The 20,718-nt window shown below is 46.0% G+C and carries 18 protein-coding genes and 1 pseudogene; 7 read left to right on the top strand and 12 right to left on the bottom strand.

The features are described 5' to 3' along the window. Positions 1-4: 4 nt before the first annotated feature. The 3 genes and pseudogenes from NDI44_RS15680 to deoC form a co-directional block, all read right to left on the bottom strand. Positions 5-1,699 carry an MFS transporter gene (locus tag NDI44_RS15680; RefSeq protein ID WP_242037021.1) on the bottom strand — a complete coding sequence of 565 codons (1,695 nt, stop codon included), beginning with the start codon at positions 1,697-1,699 and terminating at the stop codon, positions 5-7. After that, positions 1,683-2,707 (bottom strand): annotated as a pseudogene (gene recO / locus NDI44_RS15675) (DNA repair protein RecO). Before recO ends, NDI44_RS15680 begins: the two are co-directional and overlap by 17 nt. Positions 2,708-2,793: 86 nt before the next feature. Next, positions 2,794-3,483: a deoxyribose-phosphate aldolase gene (gene deoC / locus NDI44_RS15670; RefSeq protein ID WP_190411862.1), complete on the bottom strand. Its 690-nt coding sequence runs from the start codon at positions 3,481-3,483 to the stop codon at positions 2,794-2,796. A 253-nt stretch (positions 3,484-3,736) separates the two neighbouring features. On the opposite strand from deoC, the gene NDI44_RS15665 reads away from it, so the two are divergent. After that, positions 3,737-4,213: a DUF3592 domain-containing protein gene (locus NDI44_RS15665; RefSeq protein ID WP_190411861.1), complete on the top strand. Its 477-nt coding sequence runs from the start codon at positions 3,737-3,739 to the stop codon at positions 4,211-4,213. Positions 4,214-4,426: 213 nt separating this feature from the next. Here NDI44_RS15665 and NDI44_RS15660 read toward each other — a convergent pair whose 3' ends face one another. Further along, positions 4,427-5,470, bottom strand: coding sequence for a metal ABC transporter substrate-binding protein (locus NDI44_RS15660; RefSeq protein ID WP_190411860.1), 1,044 nt, complete (start codon positions 5,468-5,470; stop codon positions 4,427-4,429). A gap of 141 nt (positions 5,471-5,611) precedes the next feature. On the opposite strand from NDI44_RS15660, the gene NDI44_RS15655 reads away from it, so the two are divergent. Both NDI44_RS15655 and NDI44_RS15650 read left to right on the top strand, forming a co-directional pair. After that, positions 5,612-6,382: a metal ABC transporter ATP-binding protein gene (locus NDI44_RS15655; RefSeq protein WP_242030569.1), complete on the top strand. Its 771-nt coding sequence runs from the start codon at positions 5,612-5,614 to the stop codon at positions 6,380-6,382. A gap of 148 nt (positions 6,383-6,530) precedes the next feature. Continuing rightward, positions 6,531-7,430: a metal ABC transporter permease gene (locus NDI44_RS15650; RefSeq protein ID WP_190411858.1), complete on the top strand. Its 900-nt coding sequence runs from the start codon at positions 6,531-6,533 to the stop codon at positions 7,428-7,430. Positions 7,431-7,453: 23 nt separating this feature from the next. Here the strand turns inward: NDI44_RS15650 and NDI44_RS15645 are convergent, their stop codons facing one another. Then, complete coding sequence (locus NDI44_RS15645; protein WP_190411857.1) at positions 7,454-7,861, bottom strand: hypothetical protein; 408 nt, start codon at positions 7,859-7,861, stop codon at positions 7,454-7,456. A gap of 586 nt (positions 7,862-8,447) precedes the next feature. Next, positions 8,448-9,104 carry a ribosome-associated translation inhibitor RaiA gene (gene raiA, locus NDI44_RS15640; protein ID WP_190411856.1) on the bottom strand — a complete coding sequence of 219 codons (657 nt, stop codon included), beginning with the start codon at positions 9,102-9,104 and terminating at the stop codon, positions 8,448-8,450. A 498-nt stretch (positions 9,105-9,602) separates the two neighbouring features. Between raiA and lipB the strand changes: the two genes are divergently transcribed. Beyond that, positions 9,603-10,298, top strand: a complete 696-nt coding sequence (gene lipB / locus NDI44_RS15635) for a lipoyl(octanoyl) transferase LipB (protein ID WP_190411855.1) — start codon at positions 9,603-9,605, stop codon at positions 10,296-10,298. A gap of 14 nt (positions 10,299-10,312) precedes the next feature. Here lipB and NDI44_RS15630 read toward each other — a convergent pair whose 3' ends face one another. Together NDI44_RS15630 and NDI44_RS15625 are read right to left on the bottom strand one after the other, a co-directional pair. After that, positions 10,313-11,302 carry an FHA domain-containing protein gene (locus NDI44_RS15630; RefSeq protein ID WP_190411854.1) on the bottom strand — a complete coding sequence of 330 codons (990 nt, stop codon included), beginning with the start codon at positions 11,300-11,302 and terminating at the stop codon, positions 10,313-10,315. Between the two features lie 139 nt (positions 11,303-11,441). Then, the gene (locus NDI44_RS15625) at positions 11,442-12,107 is read right to left on the bottom strand and encodes a DUF3120 domain-containing protein (protein ID WP_199304793.1); all 666 of its coding nucleotides are present in this window, start codon (positions 12,105-12,107) and stop codon (positions 11,442-11,444) included. Between the two features lie 382 nt (positions 12,108-12,489). Between NDI44_RS15625 and NDI44_RS15620 the strand changes: the two genes are divergently transcribed. Continuing rightward, positions 12,490-13,455 (top strand): undecaprenyl-diphosphate phosphatase, encoded by a 966-nt coding sequence (locus NDI44_RS15620; protein WP_190411852.1) that lies wholly within the window; start codon positions 12,490-12,492, stop codon positions 13,453-13,455. A gap of 55 nt (positions 13,456-13,510) precedes the next feature. Next, positions 13,511-14,842, top strand: coding sequence for a TIGR03279 family radical SAM protein (locus NDI44_RS15615; RefSeq protein ID WP_190411851.1), 1,332 nt, complete (start codon positions 13,511-13,513; stop codon positions 14,840-14,842). Here the strand turns inward: NDI44_RS15615 and NDI44_RS15610 are convergent. From NDI44_RS15610 to NDI44_RS15600, 3 genes are all read right to left on the bottom strand, one after another. After that, the gene (locus NDI44_RS15610; RefSeq protein ID WP_190411850.1) at positions 14,833-16,098 is read right to left on the bottom strand and encodes a glycosyltransferase family 4 protein; all 1,266 of its coding nucleotides are present in this window, start codon (positions 16,096-16,098) and stop codon (positions 14,833-14,835) included. The genes NDI44_RS15615 and NDI44_RS15610 overlap by 10 nt on opposite strands. A 146-nt stretch (positions 16,099-16,244) precedes the next feature. Further along, positions 16,245-17,447, bottom strand: a complete 1,203-nt coding sequence (locus NDI44_RS15605; RefSeq protein ID WP_190411849.1) for a glycosyltransferase family 4 protein — start codon at positions 17,445-17,447, stop codon at positions 16,245-16,247. Then, positions 17,444-18,316, bottom strand: a complete 873-nt coding sequence (locus tag NDI44_RS15600; protein ID WP_190411848.1) for a glycosyltransferase family 2 protein — start codon at positions 18,314-18,316, stop codon at positions 17,444-17,446. The genes NDI44_RS15605 and NDI44_RS15600 overlap by 4 nt, the downstream gene beginning before the upstream one ends. A gap of 263 nt (positions 18,317-18,579) precedes the next feature. On the opposite strand from NDI44_RS15600, the gene NDI44_RS15595 reads away from it, so the two are divergent. Next, entirely contained in the window at positions 18,580-19,170 is a 591-nt protein-coding gene (locus NDI44_RS15595; RefSeq protein ID WP_190411847.1) for a methyltransferase domain-containing protein, read from the top strand. Between the two features lie 46 nt (positions 19,171-19,216). On the opposite strand, the gene NDI44_RS15590 is transcribed toward NDI44_RS15595, so the two are convergent. Then, positions 19,217-20,707 (bottom strand): hypothetical protein, encoded by a 1,491-nt coding sequence (locus tag NDI44_RS15590; protein WP_190411846.1) that lies wholly within the window; start codon positions 20,705-20,707, stop codon positions 19,217-19,219. Positions 20,708-20,718: the final 11 nt, after the last annotated feature.

The raw sequence follows: 20,718 nt of genomic DNA, 5'->3' as shown, positions 1-20,718 counted from the left end.
CTCATCACTTTTGTTTTCCTGTACCGGAAATATACCAGGTTAAGAGTCCTCCTGCGATCGCGATCGCTGCTAAACCGAGAAATACTGCCTGTAAACCCAAAATCGTCTCTGCAACGCCTGCTAAGGCTAAAGGCAGGCTTAGAGCAATATTAATGACGTTGTTTTGTAACCCAAAGACTTTCCCTCGCATTTGGTCGGGAGTTTCGGCTTGGATGGTTGTTTGCATCGGGATAGCCACCAGCGACCCAAAAAAGCCCAAAAGCGTTGTCAACAGGAATGCCAGCAATAGCTGCTTCGTAAACAATCCCAGACCAACCAAAGAGGCTGCCGTTCCGATAGAACCATAGAGGCTGAGCCGAGTATGGGAGAACCGCTGCCCAAAGTGTCCTAGCACCGTTGCCCCCCCAACCATGCCAACCCCACCAGCTGCGAGTAAAAAACCGAACTGAGAGGATTTCAAACCAGGAATAACTTCTGCCATCCGCACAGCTAGAACCGACAGCGCCGCAAAAACTGAAAATAAAATTACCAGTTGGATCAGGGCATTGCGAACGCGGCTTTGTTCGTTTAGGTAACGCAGTCCGTCGCGCAGGTCTTCCCAAACATGGGGTGATTCGTGTTCGGGAGCGTTCGTTTTTTCCCCTGTGCGGAGGATCATCAACAGCAATCCCGCGATCGCATAACTGCCACCCACCACCAATTCTTTGCCAATGTCCGCTCCCCCACCCAAGCGTCCCACCAAGGTGTCGGCAATTCCGAGTAACGGCTCTCCCACAGCAAATCCCACGATCACTGAAGCCATCATTGTCATCGTGTACAGCGAGTTCGCTGAAAGCAGATGATGGCGTCCCACAACTAGCGGAATCACTGACTGCTCGGCAGGAGCAAAAAACTGCGTCAGTGTAGAAATCAGAAACGTTAATCCCAGCAGGATGCAGAATCCCACCGGCAACCCTCCAAGCGTTAACCAGCCATGCGAAATCCACAGCAGCGGTGGCACTGCCAAAACCAGTGCCCCCCGCAGCAGGTTCGTTGCCACTAGCACTGCCTTCTTAGGCCACCGATCCACATACACACCCGCCACGGAACCAAACAGTATGGCGGGAATCGTAAAAGCCATCATGATCGCCGATACCCACACGCTGATTGTCTGATCGGGTGCTTGAAAGTGAGTGGCAATCAATGCAATCACCAGCACCAGATACACCTTATCCGCTATCTGTGAGAAAACTTGTCCCCCCCATAGCGCCAGGAAATTCCGGTTTTTTAGAACCGGCAAAAATCCTTGTGCGTCCTCCTCTACTTCCTCATTCTTTACTTCCTCATTGACAACCAGATTGGACGGTGAGGCGCTGTGGTTCAACCCTCCATTTGAGGGAGCATCCGTTTCTGTTTCTGTATCTATCTCTGGGGTTACAGCATCGTCCACGGGGGAGTGGGGGAAAGAAATCGCAGGGCGAACCTCTTCCCATTCAGAAGTTTCAGGGGGTGTTAAGCGCTCGTCAGACAAGGGGCGTGATGTGGTAGGTGTTGACGATCCAGTAAAAGCAGGGTGGGGGCGCTCGGAAGCGGGAACGCTGAGTCCGGAAGAGCGAGGAAATTTTCCTTCCTCCGTCCATCGTTCGCCGTCCTCAATCCTCTGTCTAGACTGACTTAGGGACATTCGAGCTTGTAGATCGGAATCATACCGTTGCATCATGGTTCAGGATAAATTCAGCTGGGACGAGAAACAAGCATCCATCAAAGCAGCAGAGCGAATTGACCGACCAAAGTGATACTGGACGTACTGACGTAACAGTTGCTCTACTGAAACCCAAGCGGAGTCTTCGGAAGGATGAGGGGTTAGGGATGTCGGATGAGTTAATTTTTCATTGCTTTTTCCGTTCTGGGGTAGCTCTGGCTGAGCCAGCTGCTGTAGCAGCGCCAGCTCGATGGCGTTCAGTTTGGTGTTCAGCATCAAGGGCGTTTGTGGATGAACAACTGTTTGGTAGTTCCCACTGGCTTCCTCTGGCAATGTGCCTTGACCTTGAGGTGAAAAGCCGATGGCTGTAGGCGAGAATTTCTCCTTTACTGCCATGCCTTTTGCTGTACTACCAGACATGCGCGATCGCGCTTCGGCTTGCAGGCGTTCTAATGCTGGTAAGCTCACCGTTCCACCAGCAGCAGTACTAAACCCAACCCGCCAGTCTGGATCGGTAAATTCCGGCATCAGGGGATGCCGCGAGACACAACAATGTTGAACCTGAGGCGCAACGCCAGCCAAAGCCATCAGGTGAAACACGCCGTGGGCTAAGTGAGCTAAAACCAGAGCCGCGCTGTTGGCAGGCAACCGCTCTAACCGATGCAGATGTTCGTTGAGCAGCTCATACAATTCCATTTGCGGTTGGTCGCTCAACGCTTGACATAGAACCACTTCCGCCAGGTATTGGCTGGCTGTCAGTTTTTGGAGATCCTGACTTAAGCCGGGGAAAGATTCTAGCGTTTCTGCCTGAGTAATTTTATCGAGCGATCGCCCTTTGGCAATCAGTAGCTCATTCACTACAAACAAAGCACTCCTGCCGCCTAGCTTTGAGTGGTGCTTGCGTGCCCCCGGTGCCACAGCCCGAATCAAACCAAATTCAGGCGTCAAAATCGTTAGCAGCCGGTCAGACTCGCCCAGCGCCATACTTTTGAGATTGATTCCGGTTGCTTTGTAAGTTCGACTCATGACGTGGGGTAATTGGTCAAGAGGTGATGGGTAATTGATCAAGAGGTAATGGGTCAAGAGTTAGCACACTCATTCCCGATTACTCATTACCAATTCCCCTTTCCCTCCTTCTCCAGCGTATCGCGCTGACGAATCAGATCGGGGCCGTGCGACGTGCCTAACCGCGTCGCTCCTGCCATGATTAACTCCAAGGCTTGCTCCGGGGTACGGATTCCCCCCGATGCTTTAATTCCGACCCGTTCTCGTGCGACTTCTTTCAAAAGTTGGATATCCGCTACTGTGGCACCCCCAAACAAACCAGTGCTGGTTTTTAAAAATGCCACTCCTGCATCCATACATATTTCCGCTGCCAGTCGTTTCTCTGCATCTGTCAGGCGGGTGGTTTCCAAAATTGCCTTGACAGTTTGACCCGTTTCACAAATTTCTGCAATTTCCCGGTGTAGTTCCTCAGTCTTCCCAATTTTCAGCCAACCCTGGTTGATGACAACATCCAATTCCACCGCCCCATTTTCGACGGCTTCTTGGGCTTCGTAGAGCTTAACCGCCGATGTCGTCGCTCCAGAGGGAAAACCGATGACTGTACAGACTTTGGGCCGCCTGCCTTTGAGAAGCTCAGCCGCTTGCCGCACGTATGCCGGATAGACGCACACTGCCGCGAACTGAAACCTTTCAGCTTCTTCACACCACTGCTTAACCTGCTCTGGCGTAGCCGTTGGATTTAGCAGCGCATGATCGATCAATGGAGCAATATCAATATTTGGCTGAGTAACAGCCATTGCTTCTCCTCTCGCTCACCTCACCTATTGTTAAGTTTTATCAGATATTTAAGAAAAATTAAACAAAAGATCGCGGAATCTTCACAGGCTAGTCTGTAGCTTTAATCGTACAGGTCATCCAAATAGACAGTTGTTCTTTCCTTACCTGATGAGGGGTTGACACTCCCAGCCAGAAGATAGTGAGAGCAATTAGATAGTTAAGCTGTCGCAAACTTAGTTCAAAAATTTTTAGGAAAAGGAGAATAAGTTTAAAATGTCTGATAAGCAAGGGTTAATGGCAATGGGTAGCATATTTTTTGTAGTTGGAGCGGGTATGCTACTTGGTAGTTTTGTAAATTACCATCAAACGCAAGATTTTATTAAAAGCTCATCCTCTACTACAGGTACAATCATTAATTTAAAACTTCAAGTATCTAGAAAATCGCGGGCTTATTTCCCTGTATTCCAATTTCAAACCCCCAATGGAGAAACGATAAAGGTTGAATCTAATATGGGGAGTAATCCACCCGGATATGAAATTGGGCAATCCGTGCCGATTATTTATAGCCCTAATAATCCGAGCGAAGCAGAGATAAACTCTTTTTGGTCACTTTGGTTTGCGGCGATATTTTTATTGGGAATGGGAGGTCTTTTTGCCGGAATAGGTTTAAATATGCTTGTTAACTCTTTCCCTATCAAAAAATCTCAAACTACAGGAGATTTTGCTGATGAAGAATCTTTGATAAATTAGGAGTAAATTTTGGTGTACAAAGAATATATCTAGTAATTTTTAGCTCAGTTAAAAAAAATCCAAAATTTTTTTCCGATATCAGACAGTTAAGTTTTAAGTCTAAGTTTTAGAGCGATCGCTTTGTGTAACCTACTCTAGCCTCAGTTTGATGCAGGTGGAGATAGGAAAGCGAATCGCTCTTTATCTTAATTGACGCTAGTTTATCTAAACAGCTTATTTTTTCGGTGTCTTTGCTGCCTCAAATGGTGTAAACTTCCCACCTAAAGCTTCCACAATAGCGCGGGTATTCGCAACCATCATCTTAATATAAGAATCTCCATCGCTACCAGCAGCACCAATCGAGTCAGAATAGAGCTGGCGTGGGGCTAACTTTACCCCAGATTCCTCGGCTACAGTCTTAATCAAAGCAGGGTTAATTGTTGTTTCTGCAAAAATCGTCGGTACAGTCGCTGCCTTTACAGATTCTACTAATCGCTTTACTGTTTGGGCGCTGGGTTGTTCTTCTGTACTGATGCCAATCAAAGTGCCAGCAACGGGAATGCTATAGGCACGAGCATAATATTGAAAAGCGTCGTGGCTTGTTACTAATTTGCGCTTATTTTCTGGAATCGTTTTAATTTCCTGGGTAATCCAACTATCCAGTTGTTTTAATTCACCCGTTAGCTGCGCCGCATTCTGAGTAAATTTCTCTCTGTCTTCGGGTGATAGCTCAATCAAGGCGTCACGAATGGCATTTACCATTTGAATGACGTTATCAACATCGCCCCAAACATGGGGATCTGGCACCACTTCTCCTCTGCCTTTATCCAGTTGCAAAGACTTCACAACTTCCCCTACAGCAACTTTGCGAATCTTGCCGCCGGTTGCGTTCATCAGTTTAATCAGCCCTGGCTCCAGGTTATAGCCGTTATATAGAATCAGGTTCGCTTTCTCTAAAGCCTGACTATCTTGAGGCACAGGTTCATAAACATGGGGATCGGTTCCCGGTTTAAGAATGCCTTGGATCTGAATTTCGTCTCCTGCAACCTCCGCAGCCAAGTCTTCAATGATAGTGCTAGTGGCAACTACATTAGGTTTGCCATTTGCAATTGGATTTGCACGATTTGAGGAAGGCTGGCTACAGCTGGATAAGGCAAAAGGCAAGAGAATTCCTAGGCAAAGGCTAGAAACCAGAGTCAGAGGATTCCCCGATTTTGCCTGGGAAAGGCAAAAATTACTTTCTTTTACCTTTTGGGAGAGCCTAGAGCGCTGTACCATCAATTTCACCTATCTTTTAGATTATTTCTCTTTATAGATGTTTTCATATTCTTTTCATTATTAGAGTAATCTAAAAAGAAAGCAAGATAAAACCACCCTATGAATACTGCCACCTTCTCCCCTGATACCGATTGGGCAAAAATGGTTTGCCATCTGCCAGCCGCCTCACTAGAGGCCTCTACAGCAATTAAAATCAGCCAGGTGGGAGTGCAGTACCGCACGGTAGAGGCGCTACGGAATGTCAGTTGTGTAGTGGCACCGGGACGTTTGACAGGGATTATTGGCCCCAATGGTGCGGGAAAAAGTACCTTGATGAAGGCGATGTTGGGATTGATTCCCGTGACGGGTGGCACGGTGCTGTATGGCGATAGACCTTTGATGGAGCAACGGGAAAGAGTGGCCTATGTGCCGCAGCGATCGCAAATTGACTGGACTTATCCGGCGACTGTTTGGGATGCGGTAATGATGGGGCGTGTCAAGAAAACTGGCTGGTTCCGTCGCTTCTCTACGGTAAGCCGACGGGTGGCAGCAGATGCTTTGGATCGGGTGGGAATGAGCGATTACCGCGATCGCCCGATTGGACAACTCTCCGGAGGACAGCAGCAGCGGGTATTTTTAGCGCGGGCTTTAGCCCAAGAAGCAGAGGTTTTCTGCTTTGATGAACCGTTTGCCGGGATCGATCAGAAAACCCAAGCAATTATTTTTGACATTTTCCGCGACCTTGCCGACGCTGGAAAAACGGTTCTCGTTGTCAATCACGACTTAGGGGCATCTATCACCCATTTTGATGACTTAATTTTATTGAATACTGAGTTAATTGCCTCCGGTTCGCGCCACGAGGTGCTGAGTCAGGAAAACCTGTATCGTGCCTATGGCGGGCAGGTGATGTTCTTTACAGAAGCAGCTGCGTAGAGGCGGTCTTTATCTCATTATCTATCCGCCCAGAAATATATTTCATCAATCCGCCCGGAGTGAGTTTTAAATTAAAGAAATCACTTCTGACTCCCTCTTAAACTTTGTGTACTTTGCGCCTGGAGCGGTTAGAATCCTCTAAATTTTTATGTTAGAAGCGTTGATTGAGCCGTTGCAGTACGGCTTCATGCAGCGATCGCTGATTATTGCCATTCTCGTCGGCTTGCTGTGCGCTGTTGTCGGTAGCTATCTGATGGTGCAACGGCTGGCATTGTTGGGAGATGCCATCAGCCACTCGGTTTTGCCAGGGTTAGCGATCGCGTTTATGGTAGGTGCCAATATCTTTGTCGGGGCATTTATTGCCGGGGTTTTGAGTACGATGGCGATCGCTTGGATCAGAACGCGATCGCCAATTAAAGAAGATGCCGCAATGGGTATTGTTTTCTCTGCCTTTTTTGCCCTCGGCGTTACCTTAATTACCACGATCCAAAAAGATAACAAAATTGACCTCAATCACTTCTTATTTGGCAATATCTTGGGTGTTACCGTTGAAGAAGTCCGCGACACTGCGATCATTGCCGCAATTGTCCTATTGGTGGTCGTGCTACTGTACAAAGAATTATTATTTTATACCTTCGATCCATTGGGAGCGCAGGCAGCGGGATTGCCTACTAACTTGCTCAATTTTGGCTTAATGCTGCTGATTGCCTTAACCATTGTTGCCAGCATGAAAGCTGTGGGTGTCATCCTAGTGCTATCGCTGTTAATTACACCAGGAGCAACCGCCTATCTATTAGTGAAGCGGCTGCACAATGTGATGATAGTTGGGGCGGGGATTGGCATTATTTCCAGCATCAGCGGGATGTACCTCAGTTATTACCAAAATTTGCCCTCCGGCCCAGCGATTGTATTAGTTGCATCAGGATTATTTGTTTTAGCTTTATTATTCAGCCCTAGCTACGGAATCTTCACGAATAAACAATCGGATTTTGGACAACTCTCGCCAGTTTGGCGAGAGTTGAAACAGCTGATGCGATCGCGCTCGTAAGGCATATAGATATCCAAATCAAGTTATCGTTTGTCCAACAATTTCTTGGATGTCTCTACCTGCTCCTGTGCTACCTGGACGAACTCCTGTGCTACCTGGAGGAACTCCTTGACTGCTTTGGTATGTTTTTCTGTTGCCTTGGAGTGTTCCTGTGCAGCTTTCACGAATTCCTCTGTTGAGTTTCCATCATGCTGCTGCGATGCCTTCGCGTGCTGCTGCGATGCCTTCGCATGCTGCTGTGTGGCCTTTCCGTACTCTTCTATCAACTTTCCATGCTCTTGGGCGCTCTTTCCACGCTCCTTTAGAGTCTTTCCTACCTCCTCGATTAACTTCCCATGTCCCTCTGAGACCTTCGCGTGTTCCTCTGCGGCCTTCGCGTGTTCCTCTGATACCTCATGCATAATGACTTTACCTTCCTTTTTCTCTACCAACCTGTTTTTTGTACAACCCGCTTGTCTCAGGTTAATACTTGTTTATCCTTCTCATCCTCTGGCTTAATATAGGTTTGGTCATGTTGACCCACTCATCGCAACGACGATCCTACTTATTGCCAACTAGCTCCTTTAAAAGTTGAGAAAGAAGTTGTTTTGAAGTTTCAACTGCATCTGGTTGATTTTGAAGGGAACGATAGCAGCACTTAGTTGAAAGATACCTGCAAGTGGCTGCCGAAGAAAACCCAGGGATAAAACTACTGCGGCGCTAAGTTTATCTAATTTCTTGTTTGTGTTGATCGTTAGAAATTAGGGTTTCAACAAAGTGTTATGTAGACAAATTGTTTAAGAATTTCAGAAGATGAACTACGAGCAATGCAAGGTGCGATCGCTCAGTTTCGTAATGAGGCTGGGAAAGCGATCGCTATTTCAATTGGAATCAACACCAGGATAGTAGTGATGGGTGCGATCTGCAAGAAAAATGAAATCAGGAAGGTAGGGGAATCCACAAGGAATGCCCCTCCCTTATCAAGTTAGAGTCCACTAAGAGTCTGGGAACGAGAATCTAGATACTCTTCAGTTCTGGTTATGCCTTTGCAGAGCTTGACTTCTCTGGCGTTCCACTGCTGTGGTTGTCAGTTTTGCCATTTTTGTGATGGGTATGTCCATTCCCATTACGCGGCAAAATCACTCCATAACCACCGTGGTTGCGCTCATAAATAACGTTAATCTCACCGCTTTCGGCATTGCGGAACATATAGAAGTCATGATCCACCAGTTGCAACTGTTCCAAGGCTTCGTCCATCGTCATTGGCGGCATTGCGAAGTACTTGGTACGCACCACTTCTGAGGGGAGTTCGGGGGTGCGAGAACCAATGAGATCCTCTGGCACTGGCTCTTGTTCTACCACAATGCCAGTCTTCATTTGAGTCTGAGTCTTCTTATCCAGACGCTTTTCTTTATATTTCCGGAGTTTGCGGGCAATTTTATCGGCAACTAGGTCGATGCTCGCGTAGAGACTCTCGCTACTCTCTTCAGCACGGATTACTGTACCGTTCGCAAAGATAGTCACCTCAGCGGCTTGTTTTGGATTTATCCGGGGATTGCGAGCCACACTAAGATGCACGTTTACTTCGCTCGTCAAACTCTGAAAGTGGCTGACTGCCTTGTCAATTTTTTGATTTACGTACTCACGAATCGCGTCGGTAATTTCAATGTTTTTGCCGTGGATAACAAGCTTCATACCGGATACTCCATGCTGTACCGTTGTGATAATTTAGAAAGCTCAGCAGAATTGCGGCTTTCTCAGTAGCGATCGCGTTCCCGTTTTTTGGTGTTAGCAAACGTTGAACGGAGCCAAAACTTTGAGCAGTAGCAAATTTTTCCCGATTTCACACTGTTGCTAGGATGTTCTTGCTGGCAGTCCCTCAGCTAGAGGGGTTGTCAGCAGCCCTATCGCAAATAAGCAACTGCCGATGTTCTTGTTTAGGTTTCCTAGGGTGCTATTTAACTAATGTACATTCCCCAGCTTGGTTGCGATCTCCAAGTCTATCTTTGGGGTTATTTTGAAGAGACATCCTCCCTCAACACTTGAGGTTATAACTTCAACAATAGCACTTTGTATTCTAGAGAACTTATGCCTTTGACTTCTCTTCAGAATCCTTTGCATCTTTTGACATTTCTTGATTCCAGAAGATTAATTATGCAAAAAATATAAGTCAAATTACTGTTGATTTTTGCCATGATTTTAAGTAAGTCTGAAGGGTCTGCTGGGAAAGCCTCGGAGCAACTGCGCCAACTCTGGTTATACAATCGGGGGCAGATGCCCTATTCGGCAGGTTGGGACTGGCAGCGATCGCTGGTTTCCGAACGCATCAACGATCCTAGTCTGGCGGATGCCCTGATTTTGCTAGAGCATCCGCCGGTTTACACGCTTGGGCAGGGAGCCAGTCTAGAATTTCTTAAGTTTGACCCCGCAGCAACCGACTGGGAGGTTTTCCGAGTGGAACGGGGGGGTGAGGTAACATACCACTGTCCGGGTCAGCTGGTGGGTTACCCAATCCTGAATCTGCGCTATTACCAGCAAGATTTGCACTGGTACTTGCGGCAGTTAGAAGAGGTATTGATTCGGGTACTGGATGTTTACGGGTTAAAGGGCGATCGCGTTGCCGGAATGACTGGCGTTTGGCTGGAAGGCTGTAAGGTAGCAGCGATTGGCATTAAGGTCAGCAAGTGGATTACTATGCACGGCTTTGCCTTAAATGTTTGTCCCGACCTCACCGGATTTGAGCGCATTGTCCCCTGCGGTATTGCTGATAAGTCGGTTGGCAGTCTTGCCCAGTTCGTACCCGGAATTGACTTGCACCAGGTGCGCCAAGAAGTGGCGAAAGCCTTTGCGGAAGTTTTCCACGTTCAGCTAATTGTGCAAAATTGCTAATTGTTTATTGCTGTTTAGTCTTTATTGAGCGTATTGACCTGCAAAAAACTATCTAAGTCAGCGTAGGAGCCTGCATAGGTCACGGTGGGCACTTCATAGCCCTTTAGATTGACGATATATTGCTTAAAACCAGTCTCTTGCTTTGCTAAAGAGATGAGATATTCGTGAGTGGTTTCTCCCACAGCAATATCCAGACCCAGTTGCTTGGTGGCAGATTCCAGACGAAATGCCGCATTCACCGTATCCCCAATCGCGGTGTAATCGGGGCGATCGCCACTACCCGTGTTCCCAACCATTGCAAAACCCGTATTAATTCCTGCCCCAATTCGCAGCGGAAAGGGCACGGGATATTTATTACTCAAATCCATTGTGATTTTATGGAGGGCGCTCACTGCTTGACAAATGTTGAGCATATCCTCATCGGTCACTCCTTGGGGTCCATGAAACCAAATCGCCATGACCGCATCGCCGATATATTTATCAACCCAGCTGCCATACTCTCGAATAATATTTCCTGCATGGCGGAACCAAGTACCGATCACCGCCGATAATATTTTTTCATCTAGTTGCCGGGTGAGAACTGTGAAGTCGCGGATGTCTACCACCATGACTGACATCAGACGGCGTACGTGCAAAGTCGAAGTCAGTGTATCCTTGTCCCCGCTTGGCAATGGCTCATTGTTGCGGTTGGCGGTAGGACAGTGAAACTCTAGATCCGTCTGACCAAAGGTAAGGCGATCGCCATTGCGTAAAGTAACCGGAATACTGACTCGTCTGCCATTGACAAAGGAGCCGTTGCGACTTCCTAGGTCAATTAGGTAGAACTCGCCGGTTTCAGTACATTGCAACATTGCATGGTTGCGAGAAATCCAACGATCCGGCAACACAAAATTGTTGTCGTCACTGCGACCAACTGTCCAGCAGTTACTACTTACCAAGGGGAGATAGCGATTGCCGGACTCGGTACGAAGGAGTAAGTAAGGAGTGGGTCGCAAAGTCACCACAGGCTAGAGAAGCAACGACGCATCGTATGGAGTGGTTAAATTTTAGCTTTCTTCTGGAGCTTGATGGGTAATTTGGGAACCTTTGTAACTAGATGTCCCGACATGAATAAATTTTTCAGGGGACACTTTCAAGATATTTTTAAGCCATAGTAGCAGCCAGCCAAAACAGACCGTCTACCAAGATTGTACTCAAAACGGCTCCACCAAAGGCCCACCAATGCAGCTGGCGCGATCGCAATGGTACCAGACCAACACCTAATAGGATTCCGAGAAGCACGAGTGCCCAACTGGTTCCCCAGGGGGTGCTGACTTGAGCGATCGCACTTTGAAAAACCAGTGATGCCTCGCTTGGTGCAACTTGCATGACGGTTCGCCAGTGTGGAATCAAACCAGCTAAGTAGAAGTATATATCTGTTACTGCCGTGCCAAACAGGGAGCCAAGATAAAATAGGTTGCCGACAAGACCCCAACGACGGCTCAAACACCATAAGGCAAACGGTAAACCAATTGCTTCCACCGGCAAGTGGATCGTAGGTTCCCACCGCAGCCAGCCCCAATAAATCGACCCTGCCAACCAACTCCAGCTAAATCCCAGCAGCAAATCTCCCCACACATGAGTCGCAGGACGCCGTCTGAGAACCACACTCAGCCAAACCCACCCGGCTGTCATTAGTAAACTCAGTTCTGGTAGCAGCCGCACTAAAGGGGCTTGCACAAACACTGGCACGGATACCAGAAAAGACGCAGATGCGAAAACTAACCAAGCTTGGCGGGTGCCGATTCCCCAATCAAAAAACCCCAACAGAGTTTTACTTGGCTGGGGGAGATTACCAGGAACAGAAGAAGATGAGTTAGAAAACCAGGTATCGTTAAACAAGATTTTGTTAATATTCTTTACTTTAGTTTACATCTTTTACGATATCACAGGAAAAATGCCCTAGGGGGGGATATAGAAATCTTAGCTGAGTTTTATTGAGCAATACAAGTGGCTTTTCGGAGTAGGGTGGCAGAAAATGAATGGGAAGTTGGGAGAAACTCGGCGTTGAGAGTCGGAGATTTTCTAAAAATTGCTCGTCTTATGTAATGCCTGTGTTATGTGTAGTGGCGCAAGATGCCTCTGCCGGTGACTCGCAAAGAAGAAAGAAGAAAGGCTGACTTGTCTGGAATGCTGCTTATTAGAGGATTTCATGGCTGTATCAAAACGTAAAAAATTGGCGATTCTTCGTGTCGGTGCTGCCAGCACTGTGTTGACCTTCCCCTTAGAAGCGATGGTAAGGGCGCAAGACGTGGCACCCGTTGCCGCAACCACACCTCAGATGAATATCTTTCAAGCGGTAGTCCTGGGCATGGTGCAAGGGTTGACTGAGTTTCTGCCCATTAGCAGTACGGCGCATTTGAAGGTGGTGCCGGTGGTGCTGGGATGGGGCGATCCAGGAGTCGCCTTTACCGCCGTGATTCAGCTGGGCAGTATTGCCGCAGTGCTGTGGTATTTCTGGGGGGATTTGACACAAATTACAACGGGTGCCTTTAAGGCGATCGCTCACAAGAATTACGAATCCAACGACTTCCGTATGGCACTGGGAATCGTTTTGGGAACCTTACCCATCCTCTTTTTTGGACTGCTGATCAAAAAGTTTATTCCCGACTTTGACAACTCCCCGTTACGGAGTATGGCAGCGATCGCCATTGCCTCTATTTTCATGGCTTTATTGTTGGGCGTTGCAGAGCGTATTGGGCATAAAAAGCGTAACTTTGAGCAATTAACACTTCAAGATGGCATTTTGATGGGCTTGGCGCAAGCTTTGGCGCTAATTCCTGGTGTTTCTCGCTCCGGCTCTACCCTGACTGCTGGACTATTTATGAATTTAGAACGGGCAACCGCTGCACGCTTTTCTTTTTTATTGGGAATCCCAGCAATTACCCTGGCAGGGTTAGTGGAATTAAAAGGTGTTTTAGAAACAGGACTAGGAGATGGTGGACTGCTGCCTTTGCTGGCAGGAGTCATCTCAGCTGGAGTATTTTCCTATCTCGCGATCGCTTGGCTGCTGCGCTTCCTGCAAACCCAGAGTACCTGGGTATTTATTTGGTATCGGTTAGCATTTGGAATAGCTATCTTAGGCGCGATCTTCGTCAAACTAATCCCTAATATCTAATTACTTTTTCTTCTGCTCCCTCCGCGCCTGAAGCGGTTCGTTTCCTCCTAGTTGTATGAGCGAGATTTCTATTCGTCCAGCCTTAATTACCCAGGTTCTCCCCGACTCCATTGCCGCCGAAGTCGGGTTTGAACCGGGAGATGCAATTGTTTCCATCAACGGGATGCGCCCTCGCGACCTCATCGACTACCAGTTTTTGTGTGCGGATGAAGTGCTGGAACTGGAAGTTTTAGATACTGCTGGCAAAAGCCACTCGGTGGAAATTGAGAAAGACTACGACGATGACTTGGGGTTGGAATTTGAAACTGCCCTATTTGATGGCTTAATTCAGTGTAATAACCGCTGTCCTTTTTGCTTCATCGACCAACAGCCTCCCGGTAAAAGGCGATCGCTTTATCTCAAAGATGACGACTACCGCCTCAGCTTTCTCTATGGCTCATACTTAACCCTGACCAATCTCACCCAGAGGGAATGGGACAGGATTGAGCAGATGCGCCTCTCTCCCCTCTACGTTTCCATCCATGCTACCGAACCAGAAGTCCGCAGCCGCCTGTTAAAAAATCCCCGCGCCGCTGAGATTTTGCAGCAACTGCGGTGGTTTCAAGAACGGCGTCTGCAAATCCATGCCCAGGTTGTTCTCTGTCCTGGCATTAACGATGGCGATCGCCTAGAGACTACCCTGGGGGATTTAGCCTCTTTTCACCAGGGAGATATCCCGGCTGTCGCCTCTGTGGCAGTGGTTCCGGTCGGTTTGACACGTTTCCGTCCAACCGAAGACGAACTAACCCCAGTGACGCCCCAGAAAGCCGCTGAAGTGATTTTGCAAGTCCAGGCACTCCAGGAGAAATTCCGCAACCAGATGGGATCGACTTTTGCCTGGTTAGCCGACGAGTGGTTTTTAATTGCTGGGCAAGAATTACCGCCAGAATCAGACTACGAAGACTATCCTCAAATTGGCAATGGGGTTGGTTCGATTCGCCAATTTCTCAAGGAATTTCAGCAGGTTGCCGCGAAAAAATTGCCGCGACGTTTAAAAATATCCCAGAAATTAACTTGGGTGGTGGGGAATGCAGTGGAAAAAGCCTTTGAGCCTATCTTGCAACGCCTGAATCAAGTGCAAGGACTGCAAGTAAATCTGGCGGCGTTGCGTAGCGAATACTGGGGACAAGAGATTAGCGTCACTGGTTTGTTAACGGGTCAAGATTTGCTGAAACTAAAGGGAAGAGATTTGGGCGATCGCATTCTCCTCCCCTCAGTCATGCTAAAACACGGCGATTCTTGCTTCCTAGATGACATGACTGTGGAACAACTCGCCACTGAGTTGGGTACACCAATCTTGCCTATCAATGGCATCGAAGAACTCATCGACGCCTGCATTCACCCTTGATCCGTCAAGCCTTTAGCAAGTGAAGGGACGATAGCGGACTGAGATAGCCTTTTTTCATACAAATCGAGCAAAAGCCTTTCCTTGAGATCCCAATCAAAGACTTCCTTCACCCGCTTTTGTCCCGCTTGTCCCATTCGCACCCGTAACGCTGGATCTTCCGCTAAACGAGTCATCGCAGCAGCTACGTCGCGTGCGACTTGTTCGGGATTTATCGCAGCCACTTTAATCCCAGTTTCCTCCGTTACCTGTACCGCTGGCCCTCCCAGATCCAAGCAAATGACTGGACGCCCCGCCGCCATCATTTCCGCGCAGACAAATCCCCCAGATTCGTGCAGGCTGGGATGAACGAGGACGTGGCAATGCCCGATTTTAGATAGGGTTTCCTGGCGCGGTAAAGCGCCCCAGAAGCGAACTTTATCCGCCACTCCCAGTGAGTGAGCGATCGCTTCCAATTGTTGCCGTTCCCGTCCATCTCCCACAATCCAGTATTCTGCTTGGGGAATTTGAGCCAAAGCAAAAGCTCGAATCCCCAGATGGACTCCTTTCCAGTGGATGAGCCGACCCACGGTAGTAAACCGTATGGGACTATCATCAGGCACAATATGGTGCGCCAATTGACTAATTTCTTCCTTAGATAAACCCACTTGCGAAGCGATTTGGACATTTTTTACTCCAAGCGATCGCAACCGTTCTGCCGTTTCCTCAGTGGTTGCTAATCCTACACAACTTCGCTTTGCAGTCAGCCGCACAAATGGATCTTGTTCACCCAGCGATTGAGCGAAGTTTCGCAGCAATTCGTAAACCTTGCCACGCCGACTAAAATCTTTCCAGAAAGCTTTTGGAGCCGATTCAGCGCCTCCGACAGGCCCCCAAATGAAGGGGACTGGCAATAGGGCTAAAAAGCTAGGAGACCAGTGTTTCACATAAGTAACATGACGCACCAAGTCAAAGCCAATCTCCCGATGGAGCCGCCTTGCCAAAAAATAAGCTTGTATTTGCCAAAGGTAGTAATGAAGTTGCACTAACCCTTGTTTATTCCGCCAATCTTCCGTCCAATTAAATGGATCGAAATAAATAAAGTGTAAATTGGGAACCGGGTGACAAGCTAGCTCGGCTTCAATTGCTGCACGATAACCAATTCGAGTTAACACCCAAACTTCGTGATGATTTGCTACTTGCCGAACTGTATTCCAGCCTACCCCTTCCTCAGAGCCACACCCAGGCTCACAAGCGTATGCAGATAGAAGGATTTTCATAGGCTTTTACCTTTTATAAAATTAGCCGTTTTCTCTATCTATAGTTCCCACCCACTTTCAAAACTACCCATTTCCCCAAAATTATTTTTATGGTTTCCAGCCTAAGCTGAGAAACGCAATTTTAGAAGTGCTGTCTCAATTCAATATCATTCGGCATTTATTTGAATTTTTTGTAAAACATTCATTGCTACTTCTGCCATCGATTTGGCTGCTGCCTCTGGAGTGTACTGCCCGATCAACTGCTTTGATTTTTCTCCCATTGAGGCAGCAAGCTCTGGATTATCTATAAAACGGCGCATTCCTTCAGCAATTTCTTCTGGGTTTTGCGATTCAAACAAATACCCATTTTCTCCTTCTATCACCATTTCATAAGCGCCTGCACCTTTAGAACACAATATGGGTTTGCCAAATACCATCGCCTCTAGCACCACCATTCCCCATACATCTTCAAAGGTAGGAAAAACAAAGACATCGGCATCCTGAAAATATGCCCCTAGTTGCCCGTAATCTAACCATCCTGTCCAGGTCACACGCTCTGTTAGATTATTGTTTTTAACAAAAACTTCCAATTCCTCACGTTGCGCTCCATCCCCAATAATTACCAGCGAATAATCAGAATATCCCTGACTTGTAAGAAGAGAACATGCCTCCAACAACGACTTTATTCCTTTTCTAGAAATCACTTGCCCGACAAATAGAAAAACCGGACGCTTTAGCTTTAGTTCACTAGGTTTTGCAGCTTCAAGACGTTCCCGCAAAGCTTGGGGTTCAGGCACCAGATAAGTTTTTGTAAAAATTCTCCTTTCCTCAGCTCCAATTACCTTATAAAGATACTTTTTGCCATCGTTACTATTAGCAATAAAAGCATCTGTAAATTTAACCATTAAACGACGCGAAAAGGTACGAAGTTTAGAATCTTCAAAATTTGTATTCGGCGAACTGCCATCATAAATGATTACAACTTTCCAACCTCCCAAGGGTTTGAAAAGCAGTGCTAAAACAGTCCATATAGAAAAAGCGCTGACAAAAACAACATGAGGTTTAAACTCAAGTAACTCATTCACAATCTTTGGGGAAGCTACCATAAAACCGCGACCATAGCCACCCGATACTTGAGTTGCCTCTACAAATTTAAATTTTCCTACAAGTTTAACCGCGGAAGCTCCTGGAGCATCAGCATCGAATTTCGGCCAAAGACAGCCAGTATAAAAAATTGTATTCTTACAGATTTTCGTAAGTTCGTACAAAACAGGTCGCCAGTAAGAGCCAAATTCGACTGAGGGGATCGCAATAGCAATGCGGAGATCGTCTACTTTTAATTCTGTATCGTCAGAATTTCTAATTTTCATGTTCCCACCTGTCCCCGTTTGCTAAAGCTTGAGAAAAGCAATTTTCTGTAGGGCAGCAACCAATAAATAGGCCATAAAATTCCAGCATGGCGCTGAGCAAATAACTTCCTTTCTTGAAATGTAAAATTTTTAGGTTGTTCTGCCTTTTGCCATCGTTCGCGAATCGGCAAATTAGAATCCATCCAGTTTGCGTACAGAGGGTTTCCGGAACAGGTTCCGATGTAGCCTGGAGCTAGCCAAACCGTATATCCTTTTCGTCTCGCGCGTAACCCATAATCGAAGTCTCCCGCATAATGCTTAAAGTCAGGATCTAAGTTTCCGATTGCTTGGAATATCTCTTTAGGAATCAATACACAATTTCCATGCATGGTGTCACATCGTATAGCTTTTTGGCTCGGTTCTAGCCAGCGAAATTTGAAGGGATGCCACCACGTACTTTTCACAACGCCGCCATAAGAAACCGTATTCGTCTCCGGATCGCAAGTCGCCCCGGTTACAATGGCTGCTGCATTTCCTTGCGAGGCTAAAAAATGAGAGGTTGTCAGCAAATTACTTAAAGCTTCTGGGTAAATTAGCGTGTCATCATTCAGCCAGAGATGATAATCATGAGGGTGCTTAATGGCTTCAGAAAATGCCACTCGCATTCCTCCATTCCAGAATAAATTTCCATCTCCCTGGATAATCTTTACTTGAGGATAATGTTGGTTGACGGCTGCTGCTGTACCGTCAGTACTGCCGTCATCTACAAGATAGACCCAAAGATTAACGTTAGTTGGGAGTACCTGGTTGAAAAGTGCCTCTAGACTTGCTAAAGTCTTTTGCTTGCGGTTATAGCAAGTGATAAGAACAGCTATGCTAGTATTTTCCATCAGCGCCTCACATTATTAAAATAAATGTTAGTTGTCATAATAGCTATATTATTCCTGAACTTGGGAATACTAAAATTAGAAGCATGAACAATGTATCAACGTAATTACTTTTTTTGGTCAACCTATATTCTACAATTTAGCAAGCCCTAAGCTTACCTTTTCTAAAATTAAAGAATATTTTCAATATTCTTGATATTGGTTTTTATTAAGCTAGTTTATAGCGGCTTAATTCACTTTCTGAGGTTAACAATATGTCTGAGGCAATGAAATTAAATTTAGGCTCTTTCGACCGCATTTTTTCTGGCTGGATCAATACAGATATTACTCCTCATATCTGGGTTTCAAAAATCCCCTTTTTACCTGATCTCATGTATAAAGTAGGGAAGCTCGATCGAGAACGATATGACGAGCATCAAAAAGGAATTTTTCGTCAGCTTACATATCTGGATCTGACTAAAAAATTTCCCTGGTCTGATAATAGTGTTGATGCAGCATATACATCTCATGTACTTGAGCATTTATACTTGGAAGGCGCTTTAAATTGTATCTCTGAAGTTTATCGAGTTCTGAAGCCAGGTGGAATATTTCGGGTTGCAGTTCCAGACCTCGATCAATTAATAAAGAGCTACAATCCTAGCTGTCCTGAAGTATTTTTGACAGAATTTTTAGAAGCAACGCAGACGTTAGAAAAAAATCGCCACCACTGGCACTATAACGAAAATTCGTTGCGAAAAATTCTCTTGGATACTGGATTTCGGGAAGTGGTTAGAGGCCACTACCGAGACAGTAAAATACCAGGGATTGCAGAACGAGAAGAACGCCCAGAATCCCTATTTATGGAATGTATTAAATAATAGTTGAATTAGTAGGGTGGGCAATGCTCACCCTAAAATTTTATGTTTATGGAACATAAGTGGAGGGGAAAAGAGGGATAAGATGATACAGACCCATATAAGTCTGAAAACCCGTGTTTAAACCTACATAGTATGAAGGAATAATAATATTTACAATGACCAGATAAAATAATATAAAATGCCCCGTAAAGACTTTTTCTTCCCGGATCAGGATAGCAAAAGCGATTAACATTCCAAAAAAACCATAGCCTACATTTCTGCTAGTATCCACAATCAAAAACATTGTAGAAATAGGGAATGCAATTATACTAGCGATCGCACTTACCAAAAGTGTCTCGCCCTGACGCCAAAGTATCCACAAGATATACAGGATAATAATCCACAATAGCTTGTAGGAGAAAAAGAACCCTGCTAACCCCAACATTGGATTTTCAGCTAAGTACTGCAATGCCGTCTTATTCTCCAGTATCAAGTGTGCCTTTACTGGACTATCCAGAGAAAATCCACTGCCAGCAAACCAAATAAAACAATAAATGGGGACTAAGGATAAAGCGGTTAATACTTCTCTTCTGGGAAAACAGAAAATAACAATTGGGATAAAGACAAAAGCACTGGCTTCATGTGTGGCTAAGGCAAAAGCAAGGGTTGCGAGTCTTCCCTGCCGAGTCATAGGGATACAAGCTGGAAGTAATAGCAGGCTAAAAAATAACTGATCGACATAGCCCGGAAATTGACAATTAAAAATTAAATAACTACTGGTTGCAATTGAAAGGTAATATAAACCAAGTTTTTGATAATTTATCGATTTGGATTCAATTTCTTGTTGCCCCTCATCAGTCTCCTTTGAACCGAAGATTTTGGACTCGATAAAGGTTAAAGTCAAGAAGATTAAAAGATAGGTACAAGCCAGAGAAAAAATGTAATATAGGAATGGTCCACTCATATGGATAAAGTTAGCGATCGCTAGCATAAACAAGCGTCGATAATACCAGTCAGCATTTTGACTAAAAGGCTCTAAACTCCTAATGGCATACTCTAAACCCATCACCCCTGGACCTAAAGGATAGCGAAAAGGGACGATGAGTAAAGATATAATTGCAAAGATGGTTAGAGACGCGATCGCTCTTCTTTTAAACCCAAACTGAAATAGTGAATGGCGCGGCTTAATAACCGATATTAAAATTGGGTATGCAATAACTAAAGTTGCGATAAAAAAGAGAAATCCTTTGATAGGGATTATGCCGTAATTAGTAGTAATCTCAGCTAGTTGCTGCGGAGCAGTTTTGGCTAGGATTTCTGGAGAAATTACCCCTTGGCTGAAACGACTTTCGATTGCTTGAACAGTTGTAGAAACCCAATCTTGAGGCAGGCGATTGAAAATTGCTTGAAACGCCATGATTATCCTATTCTTCGGCGCATTCGCTACTGCATACAAAGTAGCTACAGCTATCCAGAAAAAGGCTGGAGGAATAACATTCTTTTCTTTGAGCGTATCAAAGAGTACGTAATGTAAGTATTTCTCTGAGCGTTTCAACATCTAAAAAATCC

The organism is Trichocoleus sp. DQ-A3 (assembly GCF_039961975.1).
In the GTDB taxonomy this organism is placed as follows: domain Bacteria; phylum Cyanobacteriota; class Cyanobacteriia; order Cyanobacteriales; family FACHB-T130; genus FACHB-T130.
This window is presented reverse-complemented; position numbering and strand designations above follow the sequence as displayed.